Source organism: Streptomyces wuyuanensis (assembly GCF_900103455.1).
Lineage (GTDB): Bacteria > Actinomycetota > Actinomycetes > Streptomycetales > Streptomycetaceae > Streptomyces > Streptomyces wuyuanensis.
The window spans coordinates 266440-281719 of the sequence record NZ_FNHI01000004.1; the positions used below are offsets into that span (position 1 = coordinate 266440).

Consider the following 15280-nt stretch of genomic DNA (forward strand, 5'->3'; position numbering starts at 1 on the left):
CAGCAACGAACCGGGGAGGCGCGCATGCGCCTCCCCGGTCCCATGTCCACCCGGACGGGTGAGCCGGTCCGATCAGATCCTTCGTTCCACGACCGGACGGCCCCCCGTCGGTCACCGCTTGCGGACGCCCTCCGCGAGCTCGCCCGCCAGCGCCCGCACCGCCGCGATTCCGGCGGCGTGGTCGTCGGCGTCGAGCAGCCGCTTGACGAACGCCGAGCCGACGATCACACCGTCGGCGAAGCCCGCGACCTCGGCGGCCTGCTCGGCGTTGGAGACGCCCAGCCCGACGCACACGGGCAGTTCGGTGGTGGCACGGGTGCGCCCCACCAGGTCCTGGGCCTGGGCCCCGACCGACTCCCGGGTGCCGGTGACGCCCATCAGCGAGGCCGCGTAGACGAAGCCCGAGCCCGCGGCCGTGATCTCGGCGAGCCGCTCGTCCCTGCTGCTGGGCGCGACGACGAACACCGTGGCGAGCCCGTGCTTCTCGGCGTGCTCGCGCCACACCGCGGACTCCTGGACCGGCAGGTCCGGCAGGATGCAGCCCGCGCCGCCCGCCTCGGCGAGCTCGGCGGTGAACCGCTCGATGCCGTACCGGTCGATGGGGTTCCAGTACGTCATCACGAGCACCGGCTTGCCCGTGGCCCGGGTGGCCTCCCGGACCGTGCGCATCACGTCCGCGATCCTGACGCCGCCGCGCAGGGCGATGTCGTCGGCGGTCTGGATGACGGGGCCGTCCAGCACCGGGTCGCTGTGCGGCAGGCCCACCTCGACGACGTCGGCGCCGCCGTCGAAGACGGCCTTGATCGCCTCGATGCCGCCGTCGACGGTCGGGAAGCCGGCCGGGAGGTAGGCGACGAGGGCTGCCCGGTCCTCGGACCTCGCGCGCGCCAGGGTGTCGCTCAGCAGTCGGATGTTGCCGCTCACTTGGCGTCCCCCTCGATCTCCGCGACCTCGCCGGCGGCGTCCGCCTCGACGACGGCGTCCGTGCCGGCGCCGCCGTCCGCGTCGTACAGCCCGAAGTAGCGGGCGGCCGTGTCCATGTCCTTGTCGCCCCGGCCGGACAGATTGACCAGGATCAGCCCGTCCTTGCCGAGTTCCTTGCCCAGTTCGAGGGCGCCGGCCAGCGCGTGCGCCGACTCGATGGCCGGGATGATGCCCTCCGTGCGGGAGAGCAGCCGCAGCGCCTGCATGGCGGCGTCGTCCGTCACGGCCCGGTACTCACCGCGTCCGGTGTCCTTGAGGTACGAGTGCTCCGGGCCGATGCCGGGGTAGTCCAGGCCGGCCGAGATCGAGTACGGCTCGGTGATCTGGCCCTCGTCGTCCTGGAGGACGTAGCTGCGCGAGCCGTGCAGGATGCCCGGCTCGCCGGCGGTCAGGGTCGCCGCGTGCTCGCCGGTCTCGACTCCGTGGCCCGCGGGCTCGCAGCCCACCAGGCGCACGCCCTCGTCCGGGATGAACGCGTGGAAGAGGCCGATGGCGTTGGAGCCCCCGCCGACGCAGGCCACGGCGGCGTCCGGGAGGCGGCCGGTGCGCTCCAGGATCTGGCGCCGGGCCTCCACGCCGATGACCCGGTGGAAGTCGCGGACCATCGCCGGGAAGGGGTGCGGGCCCGCGACCGTGCCGAACAGGTAGTGGGTGTGGTCGACGTTGGCGACCCAGTCGCGGAACGCCTCGTTGATGGCGTCCTTCAGGGTGCGGCTGCCGGACTTCACCGGCACGACCTCGGCACCGAGCATGCGCATCCGGGCGACGTTGAGCGCCTGGCGCCGGGTGTCGATCTCGCCCATGTAGATGGTGCAGTCGAGGCCGAAGAGGGCGCAGGCGGTGGCGGTGGCCACGCCGTGCTGGCCGGCGCCGGTCTCGGCGATGACCCGGGTCTTGCCCATGCGCCGGGTGAGCAGGGCCTGCCCCAGCACATTGTTGATCTTGTGGGAGCCGGTGTGGTTGAGGTCCTCGCGCTTGAGGAAGATCCGCGCGCCGCCCGCGTGCTCGGCGAAGCGGGGCACCTCGGTCAGCGCGCTGGGACGGCCGGTGTAGTGGACGAGCAGCTCGTCGAGCTCTGCGGCGAAGGCCGGGTCGGACTTGGCCTTGTCGTACTCGACAGCCACCTCGTCGACCGCGGCGACGAGCGCCTCGGGGATGAACTTGCCGCCGAAGTCGCCGAAGTAGCCGGCGGCGTTCGGCACGTGACCCTCGGGGTCGGGAACGAAGTATTGACTGGGCATGCCAGAACTCCTCGTGTGCGTGTAAGCCGAAGAGAAATGAATGATGACGTCCGGTGCTGAGCGTGTCGCTCAGCGACGCCATCGCATGCCGTTGACCTGGCCGGGCTCGTCCCCGATGACGTACCTGACCCGGCGTCCGTGCACCCGCCGGGCGGGGGCGCGGCAGCCGCGCGGGCGGCAGCCGCGCGCCAGCGGGGCATGCGGCACACGCGCCCCGCTCGGGCGCGGGCGAGTGAGCCGAAGGGGCGCGTGGGCGTCGAAAGGGAGGACGCGCGCAGGCCCCGAGGCACGAGGGACCGAGCACGAACGACCGTCGACGCACACCCAAGCGCCCCGGAGGCGAGCCGAGAAGGCCACGGGAGCGAGCCGAAGGGGCGCGTGGGCGTCGAAAGGGAGGACGCGCGCAGGCCCCGAGGCACGAGGGACCGAGCACGAACGACCGTCGACGCACACCCAAGCGCCCCCGAGGCGAACCGAGCCCGAACAAGCCACCGGTGGTCAGTCCCTCCCCTGCCGCAGCGCCGGGTGGGCGCCCGCGGCGACCAGATCGGCCACGGCGGCCTTCGGGTCCCGGCCGGTGACCAGGGACTCCCCGACCAGCACCGCGTCGGCGCCGGCGTTGGCGTACGCGATCAGGTCGTGGGGGCCTCGGATTCCGGACTCGGCGACCTTGACGATTCCCGCGGGGACCTCGGGGACGACGCGTTCGAAGGTGGAGCGGTCGACCTTGAGGGTCTTGAGGTCACGCGCGTTGACACCGATGATCTTGGCGCCGGCGTCCACGGCCCGCTCGGCCTCGTCCTCGTCGTGGACCTCGACGAGCGGGGTGAGTCCGATCGACTCGGCGCGCTCGATCAGGGAGACCAGGGCCTCCTGGTCGAGGGCGGCGACGATCAGCAGGGCCAGGTCGGCGCCGTAGGCACGGGCCTCCCACAGCTGGTACGACGTGACGATGAAGTCCTTGCGGAGCACGGGGATGTCCACCCGGGCCCGCACGGCTTCCAGGTCCTCGAGCGAGCCGCCGAAGCGGCGCTGCTCGGTGAGGACGGAGATGACGGCCGCGCCGCCCGCCTCGTAGTCGGCGGCCAGACCGGCGGGGTCGGCGATCGCGGCGAGCGCGCCCTTGGAGGGGCTGGAGCGCTTCACCTCGCAGATGACCTTCACGCCGTCGCCGCGGAGGGCGGCGACGCCGTCCTTGGCCTGGGGCGCCTTGGCGGCACGCTCCTTGAGCTCGTCGAGGCTGACCCGCGCCTGCCGCTCTGCGAGGTCGGCGCGCACGCCGTCGATGATCTCGTCGAGCACACTCACGCGAGCGGCCCCCTTCCGGGAGGTTGATGATGGATCACTGTCGGCATTCCCGATGGTATCCGGATGCGGGCGAAGGGTCCGCATCCGGTTGACGCCCGTCCCACTACCTGGGACTTCTTCCCCGGGTCAGGGCGCGAGCCCCGAGCCGAACGGCAGGTTCCGGACAACGGTGAAGACGGCCAGGAGCGCGCCGAGACCCCACCACCAGGCGGGCCCGAGCGTGATCCGGACCGGTTTCGCCCCGACCGCGCGCACGAGCCACACGGCCCACACCACCGCGAAGACCAGGTATCCGGCGACGGCGAGGGCGTTGGCGCCGAAGGCGGTGCCCAGGTCGCCGTGGACGAACGCGTGGGCGCTGCGCAGCCCGCCGCAGCCCGGGCAGTAGATCCCGGTGAACCGCAGCAGCGGGCAGACCGGGTAGTGGCCGGGCTCGTTCGGGTCGACCGCACCGACGTAGGCGAAGGCCCCGGCGACGGCGGCCAGCGTGGCCAGCGGCGCGGCGAGCCGGCGGCGCAGGGGCGGAGGCGCGGGGGGTGCCGGCGGCGGCCCGTCGTGGTGCCGGGGCGCGGGTGCCGGCGCGGGCTCGGGTCCCGGCGCGGCGGCGGGGGACGGTCCCGGTTCGGCGGATCGTCCCGGTACGGGGGTGGCGGCAGGCATGGCTTCCACCCCGCGATTGTCCCCGGTCGTGCGCAGAGGCGCAGCCCGGGCTCGCCGGGCCGCGCCTCTCGCGGGGATCTGTGCGGTCAGGAGGCCGTCGCCTCGGCGGCCACCGGCTGCGCGACCGGGGTGCGGGCCGGGACGGGCACGGCCGACTCCTTCTGCCCGAGGCCGGCGGCCTTCATCGCGGCTCCGACGACACCTCCGAGGACGACCACGCCCATGCCGGCCCAGAACCCGAGCGGGTTTGCGGCCACCATGAAGACTCCTGAGATGCAGAAGCCGATGAAGGAGATGGTGACGCCGGTCCAGGCGGCCGGGGTGTGTCCGTGGCTGCTGCCCGCCATGAAGTGCTCCTCGTTGGTGTTGCGCTGGGGGGTGGGTCGGATGCTCTCGTCCCATTGTCCCGTACCCGTGGGGCTGCCGGGACGTGGGGGTCGTCACTGATCGCGATGGGAATGCCTCACCGCTCGCCGGTGGGGTCCTCGCCTCGGTCCAGGGCCTTCCACAGCTCCTCGGGCCGGTCCGGGTCGGCCGCCGGGCGGCCCCCGCGCGGGGCGCCGCCCTCGCGCTCGTAGCGTGCGGACATGGCGGGCCAGGAGGAGCCGTACCGCATGGCCAGCAGGCCGGCGGCCAGGATCAGCAGCCCGGCGACGGCGGTGACGTACGGCCAGGCCGTGTGGGTGAGGCCGTCGATGACCGCGGCCGTGTCGCCGGTGGTCTGCCGGGCCTTCTCGTCCAGTGCCGCGCTGTCGGAGGCACCGAGGAAGGCGGATGCCGCCGCGCCGGCCCCGCTCAGCGCGAGGAGGGCGGAGACGATCACACGGCCCGCCCGGCGGACGGCGAATACGGCGACGAGGGCGGCCAGGCCGACGACGGCGAGCGCCGCGGGGAGCCCGGTGACGTCGCGGCCGTCGGCCTGGAGCGGCACGCTGCCGGCTCCGACGGCGGCCGTGCCCTCGGCCCAGGTCTGCCCCGACGCGAGCAGCACCACGGCGGCGCCGACGGCGCCGAGGAACAGGGCGGCCGCGAGGCTGCGCCGGCCGCCCGGGGCGGCCGCGGCGGCACCGGCCGTCCGCTCGGCCTGGCCACTGGAGTGGGGTACGGGTACAGCAGTCACGCCCCCCACTATCCCTTACGCCTCCCGTCGGCGTTCAGCCGGTTCGCGGTGTGCACGGCACGCAGCACCGCGGCCGCCTTGTTGCGGCATTCGGTGTCCTCGGCGAACGGATCCGAGTCGGCGACGATCCCCGCCCCGGCCTGCACGTGGGCGGTGCCGTCGCGGAGCAGCGCGGTGCGGATCGCGATGGCGGTGTCGGAGTCGCCGGCGAAGTCGAGGTATCCGACGGCTCCGCCGTACAGTCCGCGCCGCGAGGGCTCCAGCTCCTCGATGATCTGCATCGCGCGGGGCTTGGGAGCGCCGGAGAGCGTGCCGGCCGGGAAGCAGGCGGTGAGCACGTCGAAGGCGGTGCGGCCCTCGGCGACCCGGCCCGTCACCGTCGAGACGATGTGCATGACGTGCGAGTACCGCTCGACCGACATGAAGTCGACGACCTCGACGGAGCCGGGCTCGCAGACCCGGCCCAGGTCGTTGCGGCCGAGGTCGACGAGCATGAGGTGCTCGGCGCGCTCCTTGGGGTCGGCGAGGAGCTCGTCGGCGAGCGCCTGGTCCTCCTGCGGGGTCGCGCCGCGCGGACGGGTGCCGGCGATGGGGTGCACCATGGCGCGCCCGTCCTCGACCTTGACCAGCGCCTCCGGGCTGGAGCCGACGACGTCGAACCCGCCGTCCCCGTGGGGGAAGCGCAGCAGGTACATGTACGGGCTGGGATTGGTGGCCCGGAGCACCCGGTAGACGTCGAGGGCGCTCGCCTCGCACGGGGTCTCGAACCGCTGCGACGGCACGACTTGGAAGGCCTCGCCCGCGCGGATGCGCTCCTTCACGTCCTCGACGGCCGCCCGGAACTCCGCACCGCTCCACATGGGCCCGGTGTACGGGGGCAGCTCGGAGGGCGGCAGCGCCTGCGGCCGGCTCTCGACCGGCCGGGCCAGGTCGGCCTCCATGGCGTCGAGACGGGCGACGGCGTCAGCGTGGGCCTCGTCGACACCGGTGTCGAGGTCGTTGTGGTTGATCGCGTTGGCGATCAGCAGCACCGAGCCGTCCCAGTGGTCGAGGACGGCGAGATCCGAGGTGAGCAGCATGGTCAGCTCGGGGAGCCCCAGGTCGTCCCGGCCGTGCTCGCCGATCCGCTCCAGCCGGCGGACGATGTCGTACCCGAGGTAGCCGACCATGCCGCCGGTGAAGGGCGGCATGCCCTCGTCGAGGTCCTGCCGGGGGGTGTGGAGGGCCTCGACGGTCGCCCGGAGGGCCTCCAGCGGGTCGCCGTCCGTGGGGACGCCGACGGGCGGGGTGCCCAGCCAGTGGGCCTGCCCGTCGCGGACGGTGAGGGTCGCTGCGGACCGTACGCCGATGAAGGAGTAGCGGGACCAGGAGCCCCCGCCCCCACCGCCCACGGTGTGGGAGGTGCCCCCGTCGGCGGACTCGAGCAGGAAGGTGCCCGGCCTCTCGCCCGCGAGCTTGCGGTAGAGGCCGACCGGGGTGTCGCCGTCCGCGAGGAGACGCCGGCTGACTGGGATGACGCGGCGGTCGGCCGCCAGCTTGCGGAAGGTCTCGAGATCCATGGCGTACGACCCTACTGGCCCAGGGGGAGTACGTCCGCGTCGAAGCAGGTGCGGTCTCCGGTGTGACAGGCGGCCCCGATCTGGTCGACCTTCACGAGGACGGTGTCGGCGTCGCAGTCGAGGGCGACCGCCTTCACGTGCTGGACGTGCCCGGAGGTGTCGCCCTTGACCCAGTACTCCCCGCGGCTGCGGGACCAGTAGGTGGCGCGGCCCGTGGTCAGCGTGCGGTGCAGTGCCTCGTCGTCCATCCAGCCGAGCATGAGGACCTCGCCGGTGTCGTACTGCTGGGCGATGGCCGGGACCAGTCCGTCGGCGCTGCGCTTGAGGCGGGCGGCGATGGCGGGGTCGAGTGCGCTGGGGGTGCTGGTCATGCCGCCATTGTGCCGCGCCCGCGGGGCCGTGACGGGCGTGCGTCCACTGGGCGGACGCGGCGCGCCGGTCGTAGGCTGGCCGCCATGTCGACCCATGCGAAGCGTGAACGACTTCTGCTCGCCGACCTGCTGGAGGCGGCCGGCCCGGACGCCCCGACGCTGTGCGAGGGGTGGAACACCCGGGATCTCGCGGCCCACGTCGTGGTGCGCGAGCGGCGCCCCGAGGCCGCGGGGATCGTGCTCGGGCCCCTGAAGAGCAGGCTGGACCGGGTGCAGGCCGAGTTCGCCGAGAGGCCGTACGACGAGCTGATCCGGCTGATCCGCACGGGTCCGCCGAGACTGTCGCCGTTCTCGATCAAGCAGGTGGACGAGGCGTCCAACACGGTGGAGTTCTATGTCCACGCCGAGGACGTGCGGCGGGCGCAGCCCGACTGGACGCCGCGGGAGCTGGACCCGGTGTTCGCCGACGCGCTCTGGTCGCGGCTGGAGAGGTCGGCCCGGCTGCTGGGCCGCAAGGCGCCGGTGGGTCTGGTGCTGCGGCGTCCGAACGGGCAGACGGCGGTGGCACACCGCGGGGCCCCGGTGGTGACGGTGACCGGTGAGCCGGGTGAGCTGACGATGTACGCCTTCGGCCGGCAGGACGCGGCGCACGTGGAGGTCGAAGGCGACAAGGAGGCGGTCGACCGGGTCGGCAGGACGCAGCTGGGCATGGGCTGATCCCGGCCGCCCCGAACCGGCCGCCGGGCCGCCGGGGCCGGGCCGAGGTGCCCGCCGTCCCGGGGCGCCGCTCGCGCCGTCAGCGGCCTCCGGGGGCGGGATGCCCGGGAGCGAGCGCCTCGGCGATCCCGTTCATGATCGTCTGCGCGGTGTTGCCGTCCGGGGTGTCCTTGCCCTTGGTCGTCGCGACGGCGATCGCGAGGCGTTCGGCGGGGAGGTACGCCTGGACGGCCGCGTACCCGGAGAACGACGGGTTCGTCAGGATCCACCCGTTCATGACCAGCACCCCGAGCCCGAAGTGCCGGGCCGCGGTGTTCTTCGGGCAGACCGTGGCGGGACAGGTCTTCGTGCCGCCGCCGAGCCCGACCGTGCCGGGGTCGAGCTGGGTCCTGAACGCCGCGGGCGACAGCAGCTCGCCCGTGCCTACCGCCTCCGCCGAGCGGGCCAGGTCGCAGATGTGGGTGGTGATCACTGCGCCGGGTGCCGTGGTCCAGGAGGGGTTCCAGAAGGTGGACTCCTCGTAGGGACCGCGCTCCCTGGTGAAGGCGTGCAGCACCGGCGGCTGGATCTCGGGGGTGAAGCCGTTGCGGGTGTCGGCGAGCCCGAGCGGGCCCATGACGCGCTGCTGCAGCAGTTCGTCCAGCGGCGTGCCGCTGATCTTCTCCAGGGCGGCGCCGAGCAGCACGAAGTTGGCGTGCGAATAGCTCCAGCCGGTGCCGGGCTCGTACCAGAGGGGATGGGCGGCCGGGTACGCGACCAGTTCCTCGGGCGTCCAGTGCCGGAACGGGGCCGCCTCCAGGGCGGCGAGGAACTTCGGGTCGGTGACGTAGTCGTGCAGGCCCGAGGTCGAACTGCCCAGCATGCGCAGGGTGATCTCGTCGGCGTGCGGGGCGTCGGGCAGCCAGCGGGACAGGGGGTCGTCGAGCCGTGCCTTCTTCTCGTCCACCAGCTGCAGCAGGACGATGCCCATGTGGACGATGGCGACGGAGCCCGCGCGGAAGTGCATGCCGGGCCGGGCGGGAACGCCGGTCATCGACTGGCCGAGGCCGGCCGTGAGGACCTCCTCGCCGTCCTTGGTGACGCGCACCAGCACGGAGTTCAGGTGCTGCTCGGACTTGACCCGCTGGGCGATGTCCAGCGCCTCCCGCGCCTCCCCGCCCCTGGGTGGCGGCGAACCGACGCACGGCCGGCCGGGGCCGGCGGCCCGTTCGGGGACGGCGGCGGTCGCGGGGCTCGCGGCGACGAGTGTCGCCGCGAGAAGCAGCATCACCGGACGGGACGGCCTCATAACCGCACTATGCGCGCACACCAGTCGCACCGCCCGGCGGAACGGGAAGCCCCGACCACCCTTCGGACAAGCTGCCCGAAGGGTGGGACCGAGGAGGTCAGCGGACGGGGTGCCCCGCCTCGCGCAGCGACTGCTTGACCTGGGAGATGCGCAGATCGCCGAAGTGGAAGACGGACGCCGCGAGCACCGCGTCCGCCCCGGCCGCGATGGCGGGGGCGAAGTCGCCCAGCCTGCCCGCGCCGCCGGAGGCGATCACCGGGACCGTGACGTGCTTGCGGACGGCCTCGATCATCCTGGTGTCGTAGCCGTCCTTGGTGCCGTCCGCGTCCATCGAGTTGAGCAGGATCTCCCCCGCGCCCAGCTCGGCCGCGCGGTGGGCCCACTCGACGGCGTCGATGCCGGTGCCGCGGCGACCGCCGTGGGTGGTCACCTCGTATCCGGACGGCGTGACGGTGCCCTCCGGGGTGCGCCGCGCGTCGACGGACAGCACCAGCACCTGGCGGCCGAAGCGCTCGGCGATCTCGCGGATCAGCTCGGGCCGGGCGATGGCCGCGGTGTTGACGCCGACCTTGTCGGCACCGGCCCGCAGCAGCTTGTCGACGTCGTCCGCGGAGCGGACCCCGCCGCCGACCGTGAGCGGGATGAAGACCTGCTCGGCGGTGCGGCGCACGACGTCGTACGTGGTCTCGCGGTTGCCGGACGAGGCCGTGATGTCGAGGAAGGTCAGCTCGTCGGCCCCCTCCGCGTCGTACAGCTTCGCCATCTCGACGGGGTCGCCCGCATCGCGCAGGTTCTGGAAGTTGACGCCCTTGACGACCCGGCCGTTGTCCACGTCGAGGCAGGGGATGACACGTACGGCGAGGGTCATGAGGTCTCTCCCCGGTACGCCTCGACCTCGACCTCGACGACCAGCCGCGGGTCGACGAAACCGGAGACGATGAGCATCGACGCGGCGGGGCGAACGGACCCGAACAGCTCCTTGTGCGCCCGGCCGACCTCGTCGACGTCCCGGGCGTGCGTGAGGTACATCCGGGTGCGCACGACGTGCTCACCGCCCAGCCCGAGCTCCTTCAGCGCGGCCAGCGCCGCGTTGAAGGCGTTCACGGCCTGGTCGTACGGACCGCCGTCGACGACCGCGCCGTCGACGACCGACGTGCAGCCCGACACCAGCACCAGGCCGTTGGGAAGCTCGACCGCACGGGAGTACCCGAAGGCGTCCTCCCAGGGGCCGGCCGAACCGACGCGTCGGATGTCGCTGCTCACCGGGACACCGCCTCCAGAGCCTCTTCCAGGGTGAACGCCTCGGCGTACAGCGCCTTGCCGACGATCGCGCCCTCCACGCCGATCGGGACGAGGCCCGCGAGCGCGCGCAGGTCTCCGAGCGAGGAGACGCCGCCGGAGGCGACGACCGGCTTGTCGGTGGCGGCGCAGACGTTGCGCAGCAGCTCCAGGTTGGGGCCCTGGAGCGTGCCGTCCTTGGCGATGTCGGTCACGACGTACCGCGCGCAGCCCTCGGAGTCGAGCCGGGCCAGGGTCTCGTAGAGGTCGCCGCCGTCGCGGGTCCAGCCGCGGCCGCGCAGGGTCGTGCCCCGCACGTCCAGGCCGACCGCGATCTTGTCGCCGTACTCCGCGATGACCTTGGCGACCCACTCGGGCGTCTCCAGGGCTGCGGTGCCGAGGTTGACCCGGGTGCAGCCGGTGGCGAGGGCCGCGGCGAGCGACGCGTCGTCGCGGATGCCGCCGGACAGCTCGACCTTGAGGTCCATGGCCCCGGCCACCTCGGCGATCAGCTCCCGGTTGTCGCCGGTGCCGAAGGCCGCGTCCAGGTCGACCAGATGCAGCCACTCGGCGCCCGCTCGCTGCCAGGTGAGGGCGGCCTCCAGCGGGGACCCGTAGGAGGTCTCCGTACCGGACTCGCCGTGGACGAGGCGGACGGCCTGGCCGTTGCGGACGTCGACGGCGGGGAGGAGTTCAAGCTTCTGAGACATGATCAGAGGGTCTCGATCCAGTTGGTGAGCAGCTGGGCGCCGGCGTCGCCGGACTTCTCGGGGTGGAACTGGGTGGCCCACAGCGCACCGTTCTCGACGGCGGCGACGAAGGGCTCGCCGTGGGTCGCCCAGGTGACCTTCGGGACGGCCATGGCCGCGCTGGTCACCTCGAAGTCCCACTCGCGCACGGCGTAGGAGTGCACGAAGTAGAAGCGGGCCTCGGCGTCGAGGCCGGCGAACATCTCCGAGTCCTCGGGGGCCTCGACCGTGTTCCAGCCCATGTGCGGCACGACCGGGGCCTTCAGCGGGCCGACGACGCCGGGCCACTCGTCGAGGCCCTCGGTCTCGACGCCGTGCTCGATACCGCGCTCGAAGAGGATCTGCATGCCGACGCAGATGCCCATGACGGGCCGTCCGCCGGAGAGCCTGCGGTCGACGACCCAGTGGCCGCGGGCCTGCCGCAGCCCCGTCATACAGGCGGAGAAGGCGCCGACGCCGGGGACGAGCAGCCCGTCGGCGTTCATGGCCTTGTCGAAGTCGCGGGTGATCTCGACGTCCGCGCCGACGCGGGCGAGGGCGCGCTCGGCCGAGCGGACGTTGCCGAAGCCGTAGTCGAAGACGACGACGTTCTTCCGTTCGCTCATGACCATACGTCCAGTCGCAGCACGCCGGCGGCGAGGCACATCACCGCACCGGCGGCCAGCAGAGCGATCAGGCCCTTGGGCATCTGCTGCTTGGCGAAGGAGATGATGCCGCCGATCAGGAAGAGCCCGACGACGATCAGAACCGTGGAGAGACCGTTCACGGCTAGAGGGCACCCTTCGTGGACGGCAGGATTCCGGCAGCGCGCGGGTCGCGCTCCGAGGCGTAGCGCAGCGCCCGCGCCAGCGCCTTGAACTGGCACTCCACGATGTGGTGGGCATTGCGTCCGTACGGCACGTGGACGTGCAGCGCGATCTGCGCCTGGGCCACGAAGGACTCCAGGATGTGCCGCGTCATCGTGGTGTCGTACGCACCGATCATCGGCGCCATGTTCTCCGGCTCGGTGTGCACGAGGTACGGGCGGCCGGAGAGGTCGACGGTCACCTGGGCCAGCGACTCGTCCAGCGGCACCGTGCAGTTGCCGAAGCGGTAGATGCCGACCTTGTCGCCGAGGGCCTGCTTGAAGGCGGCACCCAGCGCGAGGGCGGTGTCCTCGATGGTGTGGTGGCTGTCGATGTGCAGATCGCCGTCGGTCTTGACGGTGAGGTCGAACAGACCGTGGCGGCCGAGCTGGTCGAGCATGTGGTCGTAGAAGCCGACCCCGGTCGACACATCGACCTTCCCGGTGCCGTCGAGGTCGATCTCGACGACGACGGACGTCTCCTTGGTGGTGCGCTCGACGCGTCCTACGCGGCTCATCGCTTCTGCTCCTTCGGGGGTGTGGGGGTGTCCCCCACGGAACTCTTCAGTGCGCGTACCGCGGCGAGGAACGCGTCGTTCTCTTCGGGGGTGCCGGCGGTCACCCGCAGCCGGCCCGGTACGCCGTTGTCGCGGACCAGGACTCCCCGGTCGAGGATCTTCTGCCACGCGGCATGGGCGCCGCCCTCGCCGTCGAACCGTCCGAACTGGACGAAGTTGGCGTCGGAGTCGGTCACCTCGAAACCGATGGCGCGCAGCTCGTCGACCAGCCGGTCCCGCTCCTGCTTGAGCTGTTCGACGTACTTCAGCAGCGTATCGGTGTGCTCCAGGGCGGCCAGCGCCGTGGCCTGGGTGACGGCCGAGAGGTGGTACGGGAGCCGGACCAGCTGCAGTGCGTCGACCACCGCGCGGTGCGCGGCGAGATAGCCGAGGCGCAGTCCGGCGGCGCCGAACGCCTTGGACATGGTGCGCGAGACGACGAGGTTCGGCCGGCCTTCGAGCAGCGGGAGCAGGGAGGGCCGGTGGCTGAACTCGACGTACGCCTCGTCGACGACGACGAGCGCCCCCGCCCCGTCCGCCCTGGCCTTCTGGGCGGCCTCGTACAGCGCGAGGACCGTCTCCGGTGCGACGGCCGTGCCGGTGGGGTTGTTGGGCGAGGTGATGAAGACCACGTCGGGCCGGTGCTCGGCGATCGCGTCGGCCGCCGCCTGCTCGTCGATGGTGAAGTCGTCGTTGCGCGGGCCGGAGATCCAGCCGGTGCCGGTGCCGCGCGCGATCAGCGCGTGCATCGAGTACGACGGCTCGAAGCCGATGGCGGTGCGCCCGGGTCCGCCGAAGGTCTGCAGCAGCTGCTGGATGACCTCGTTGGAGCCGTTGGCCGCCCACACGTTCTCCAGGGCGACCGGGTGCTTTCCGGTGCGGGTGAGGTACCGGGCGAGTTCGGTGCGCAGCTCGACCGCGTCCCGGTCGGGATAGCGGTTGAGGCCGCGCGCGGCCTCGCGCACCCGCTCGGCGATCCTCTCGACGAGCGCCTCGGGAAGCGGGTACGGGTTCTCGTTGGTGTTCAGCTGCACGGGCACGTCGAGCTGCGGCGCGCCGTACGGCGACTTGCCGCGCAGCTCTTCGCGGATGGGCAGGTCGTCGATGCCGATGTCGGTCGTGCTCACTTGCTCGGGGGCACCTTCCAGTCACTGTGCTTGTCCGGTTCGCCTCCGGCAACGTGCCTGTCCGGTTCGCCTCCGGCAACGTGCTTGTCCGGTTCGCCTCCGGCAACTTGCCTGTCCGGTTCGCCTCCGGCAAAACGAGCCTTCACGGCGGCGCCGTGGGCCGGGAGGTCCTCCGCGTTCGCGAGGGTCACCACGTGGTGGGCGACGTCGGCGAGCGCCTCGCGCGTGTAGTCGACGATGTGGATGCCGCGCAGGAAGGACTGGACGGACAGGCCTGAGGAGTGGCACGCGCAGCCGCCGGTCGGCAGCACGTGGTTGGACCCGGCGCAGTAGTCGCCGAGGGAGACCGGCGCCCAGGGGCCGACGAAGATCGCGCCCGCGTTGCGCACCCGGTCGGCCACGGCGGGCGCGTCGGCGGTCTGGATCTCCAGGTGCTCGGCGCCGTACGCGTCGACGACGCGCAGGCCCTCCTCGATGCCGTCGACGAGGACGATCGCGGACTGCTTCCCGGACAGGGCCGGGACGATGCGGTCGTCGACGTGCTTGGTCGCGGCGATCTGAGGCTCCAGCTCCCGCTCGACCGCGTCCGCGAGCTCGGGCGAGTCGGTGACCAGCACGGCGGCCGCCAGCGGGTCGTGCTCCGCCTGGCTGATCAGGTCGGCGGCGACGTGCGCCGGGTCGGCGGTGGCGTCGGCGAGGACCGCGATCTCGGTCGGGCCGGCCTCCGTGTCGATGCCGATGCGGCCGGTGAAGTAGCGCTTGGCGGCGGCGACCCAGACGTTGCCGGGGCCGGTCACCATGTTCGCGGGCGCACATCCGTCGGGTCCCGAGGTGCCGTACGCGAACATCGCGACGGCCTGGGCGCCGCCCACCGCGTACACCTCGTCGACGCCGAGCAGCGCGCAGGCGGCGAGGATCGTCGGGTGCGGCAGTCCGCCGAACTCCTTCTGCGGCGGGGAGGCGAGCGCGATGGACTCGACGCCGGCCTCCTGCGCGGGCACCGCGTTCATGATCACGGATGAGGGGTAGACCGAGCGGCCGCCGGGCGCGTACAGCCCGACACGCTCGACCGGAACCCACTTCTCGGTCACGGTGCCGCCGGGCACGACCTGGGTCGTGTGCGCGTCGCGGCGCTGGGCGCGGTGGACCGTCCTGGCCCGGCGGACGGACTCCTCCAAAGCGGCCCTGACCTGGGGGTCGAGCTGCTCGAGTGCCTCGACGAGGGCCTTCTCGGGCACCCGCACCCGGTCCAGGGTGACGCCGTCGAACCTCTCCGCGTACTCGATCAGCGCCGCAGTCCCGCGATGATGCACGTCCTCGCAGATGGGCCGCACCTTCTCCAGGGCGGCTTCCACGTCGAACTCGGCACGGGGCAGCAGGTCTCGCAGCGCGGAGCCCTCGGGGAGGGCGTCGCCGCGGAGGTCGATACGAGAGATCACGGAACAATTCTCTCAGACGCGATCCGCGTACCGGTCTT

At 72.7% G+C, this 15280-nt stretch carries 18 protein-coding genes and 1 pseudogene; 1 reads left to right on the top strand and 18 read right to left on the bottom strand.

All coding sequences use genetic code 11. The features are described from left to right. Positions 1-111: 111 nt before the first annotated feature. The 9 genes from trpA to hisI all read right to left on the bottom strand — a co-directional run bounded on the left by trpA (position 112) and on the right by hisI (position 7243). Positions 112-924, bottom strand: coding sequence for a tryptophan synthase subunit alpha (gene trpA / locus BLT82_RS08410; RefSeq protein ID WP_093653229.1), 813 nt, complete (start codon positions 922-924; stop codon positions 112-114). Next, complete coding sequence (gene trpB, locus BLT82_RS08415; protein WP_093653230.1) at positions 921-2225, bottom strand: tryptophan synthase subunit beta; 1305 nt, start codon at positions 2223-2225, stop codon at positions 921-923. Before trpB ends, trpA begins: the two co-directional genes overlap by 4 nt. A 69-nt stretch (positions 2226-2294) precedes the next feature. Beyond that, the gene (gene trpM / locus BLT82_RS38790) at positions 2295-2432 is read right to left on the bottom strand and encodes a tryptophan biosynthesis modulator TrpM (protein ID WP_107490236.1); all 138 of its coding nucleotides are present in this window, start codon (positions 2430-2432) and stop codon (positions 2295-2297) included. A 291-nt stretch (positions 2433-2723) separates the two neighbouring features. After that, positions 2724-3533 carry an indole-3-glycerol phosphate synthase TrpC gene (gene trpC / locus BLT82_RS08420; RefSeq protein ID WP_093653231.1) on the bottom strand — a complete coding sequence of 270 codons (810 nt, stop codon included), beginning with the start codon at positions 3531-3533 and terminating at the stop codon, positions 2724-2726. Positions 3534-3659: 126 nt separating this feature from the next. Beyond that, entirely contained in the window at positions 3660-4193 is a 534-nt protein-coding gene (locus tag BLT82_RS08425; protein ID WP_093653232.1) for a DUF2752 domain-containing protein, read from the bottom strand. A gap of 86 nt (positions 4194-4279) precedes the next feature. Beyond that, a complete protein-coding gene (locus BLT82_RS08430; protein WP_093653233.1) occupies positions 4280-4540 on the bottom strand; it encodes an HGxxPAAW family protein in 261 nt (86 codons plus the stop codon). Positions 4541-4656: 116 nt separating this feature from the next. Beyond that, positions 4657-5313 (bottom strand): TIGR02234 family membrane protein, encoded by a 657-nt coding sequence (locus tag BLT82_RS08435; RefSeq protein ID WP_093653357.1) that lies wholly within the window; start codon positions 5311-5313, stop codon positions 4657-4659. An 8-nt stretch (positions 5314-5321) separates the two neighbouring features. Continuing rightward, positions 5322-6872 (bottom strand): anthranilate synthase component I, encoded by a 1551-nt coding sequence (locus BLT82_RS08440; protein ID WP_093653234.1) that lies wholly within the window; start codon positions 6870-6872, stop codon positions 5322-5324. A gap of 11 nt (positions 6873-6883) precedes the next feature. Next, the gene (gene hisI / locus BLT82_RS08445) at positions 6884-7243 is read right to left on the bottom strand and encodes a phosphoribosyl-AMP cyclohydrolase (RefSeq protein WP_093653235.1); all 360 of its coding nucleotides are present in this window, start codon (positions 7241-7243) and stop codon (positions 6884-6886) included. A gap of 84 nt (positions 7244-7327) precedes the next feature. Between hisI and BLT82_RS08450 the strand changes: the two genes are divergently transcribed. Next, complete coding sequence (locus BLT82_RS08450) at positions 7328-7960, top strand: TIGR03085 family metal-binding protein (protein WP_093653236.1); 633 nt, start codon at positions 7328-7330, stop codon at positions 7958-7960. A 79-nt stretch (positions 7961-8039) separates the two neighbouring features. Here BLT82_RS08450 and BLT82_RS08455 read toward each other — a convergent pair whose 3' ends face one another. The 9 genes and pseudogenes from BLT82_RS08455 to hisD all read right to left on the bottom strand — a co-directional run. Then, positions 8040-9248: a serine hydrolase domain-containing protein gene (locus BLT82_RS08455; RefSeq protein WP_244291885.1), complete on the bottom strand. Its 1209-nt coding sequence runs from the start codon at positions 9246-9248 to the stop codon at positions 8040-8042. A 97-nt stretch (positions 9249-9345) separates the two neighbouring features. Next, a complete protein-coding gene (gene hisF / locus BLT82_RS08460; RefSeq protein WP_093653238.1) occupies positions 9346-10116 on the bottom strand; it encodes an imidazole glycerol phosphate synthase subunit HisF in 771 nt (256 codons plus the stop codon). Then, entirely contained in the window at positions 10113-10511 is a 399-nt protein-coding gene (locus BLT82_RS08465) for a Rid family hydrolase (RefSeq protein WP_093653239.1), read from the bottom strand. The genes hisF and BLT82_RS08465 overlap by 4 nt, the downstream gene beginning before the upstream one ends. Continuing rightward, on the bottom strand, positions 10508-11236 hold the full coding sequence (priA, locus tag BLT82_RS08470) for a bifunctional 1-(5-phosphoribosyl)-5-((5-phosphoribosylamino)methylideneamino)imidazole-4-carboxamide isomerase/phosphoribosylanthranilate isomerase PriA (protein ID WP_093653240.1): 729 nt from the start codon (positions 11234-11236) through the stop codon (positions 10508-10510). The genes BLT82_RS08465 and priA overlap by 4 nt, the downstream gene beginning before the upstream one ends. Positions 11237-11238: 2 nt before the next feature. Beyond that, positions 11239-11880, bottom strand: a complete 642-nt coding sequence (gene hisH, locus BLT82_RS08475) for an imidazole glycerol phosphate synthase subunit HisH (protein WP_093653241.1) — start codon at positions 11878-11880, stop codon at positions 11239-11241. Continuing rightward, positions 11877-12041 carry a hypothetical protein gene (locus tag BLT82_RS37080; RefSeq protein WP_167745985.1) on the bottom strand — a complete coding sequence of 55 codons (165 nt, stop codon included), beginning with the start codon at positions 12039-12041 and terminating at the stop codon, positions 11877-11879. The genes hisH and BLT82_RS37080 overlap by 4 nt, the downstream gene beginning before the upstream one ends. Before the next feature lie 2 nt (positions 12042-12043). Then, positions 12044-12637: an imidazoleglycerol-phosphate dehydratase HisB gene (gene hisB / locus BLT82_RS08480; protein WP_023589163.1), complete on the bottom strand. Its 594-nt coding sequence runs from the start codon at positions 12635-12637 to the stop codon at positions 12044-12046. Beyond that, positions 12634-13803 carry a histidinol-phosphate transaminase gene (locus BLT82_RS08485; protein ID WP_093653242.1) on the bottom strand — a complete coding sequence of 390 codons (1170 nt, stop codon included), beginning with the start codon at positions 13801-13803 and terminating at the stop codon, positions 12634-12636. The genes hisB and BLT82_RS08485 overlap by 4 nt, the downstream gene beginning before the upstream one ends. Before the next feature lie 113 nt (positions 13804-13916). Further along, positions 13917-15242, bottom strand: a pseudogene (gene hisD, locus BLT82_RS08490) (histidinol dehydrogenase); the annotation flags it as partial. Positions 15243-15280: the final 38 nt, after the last annotated feature.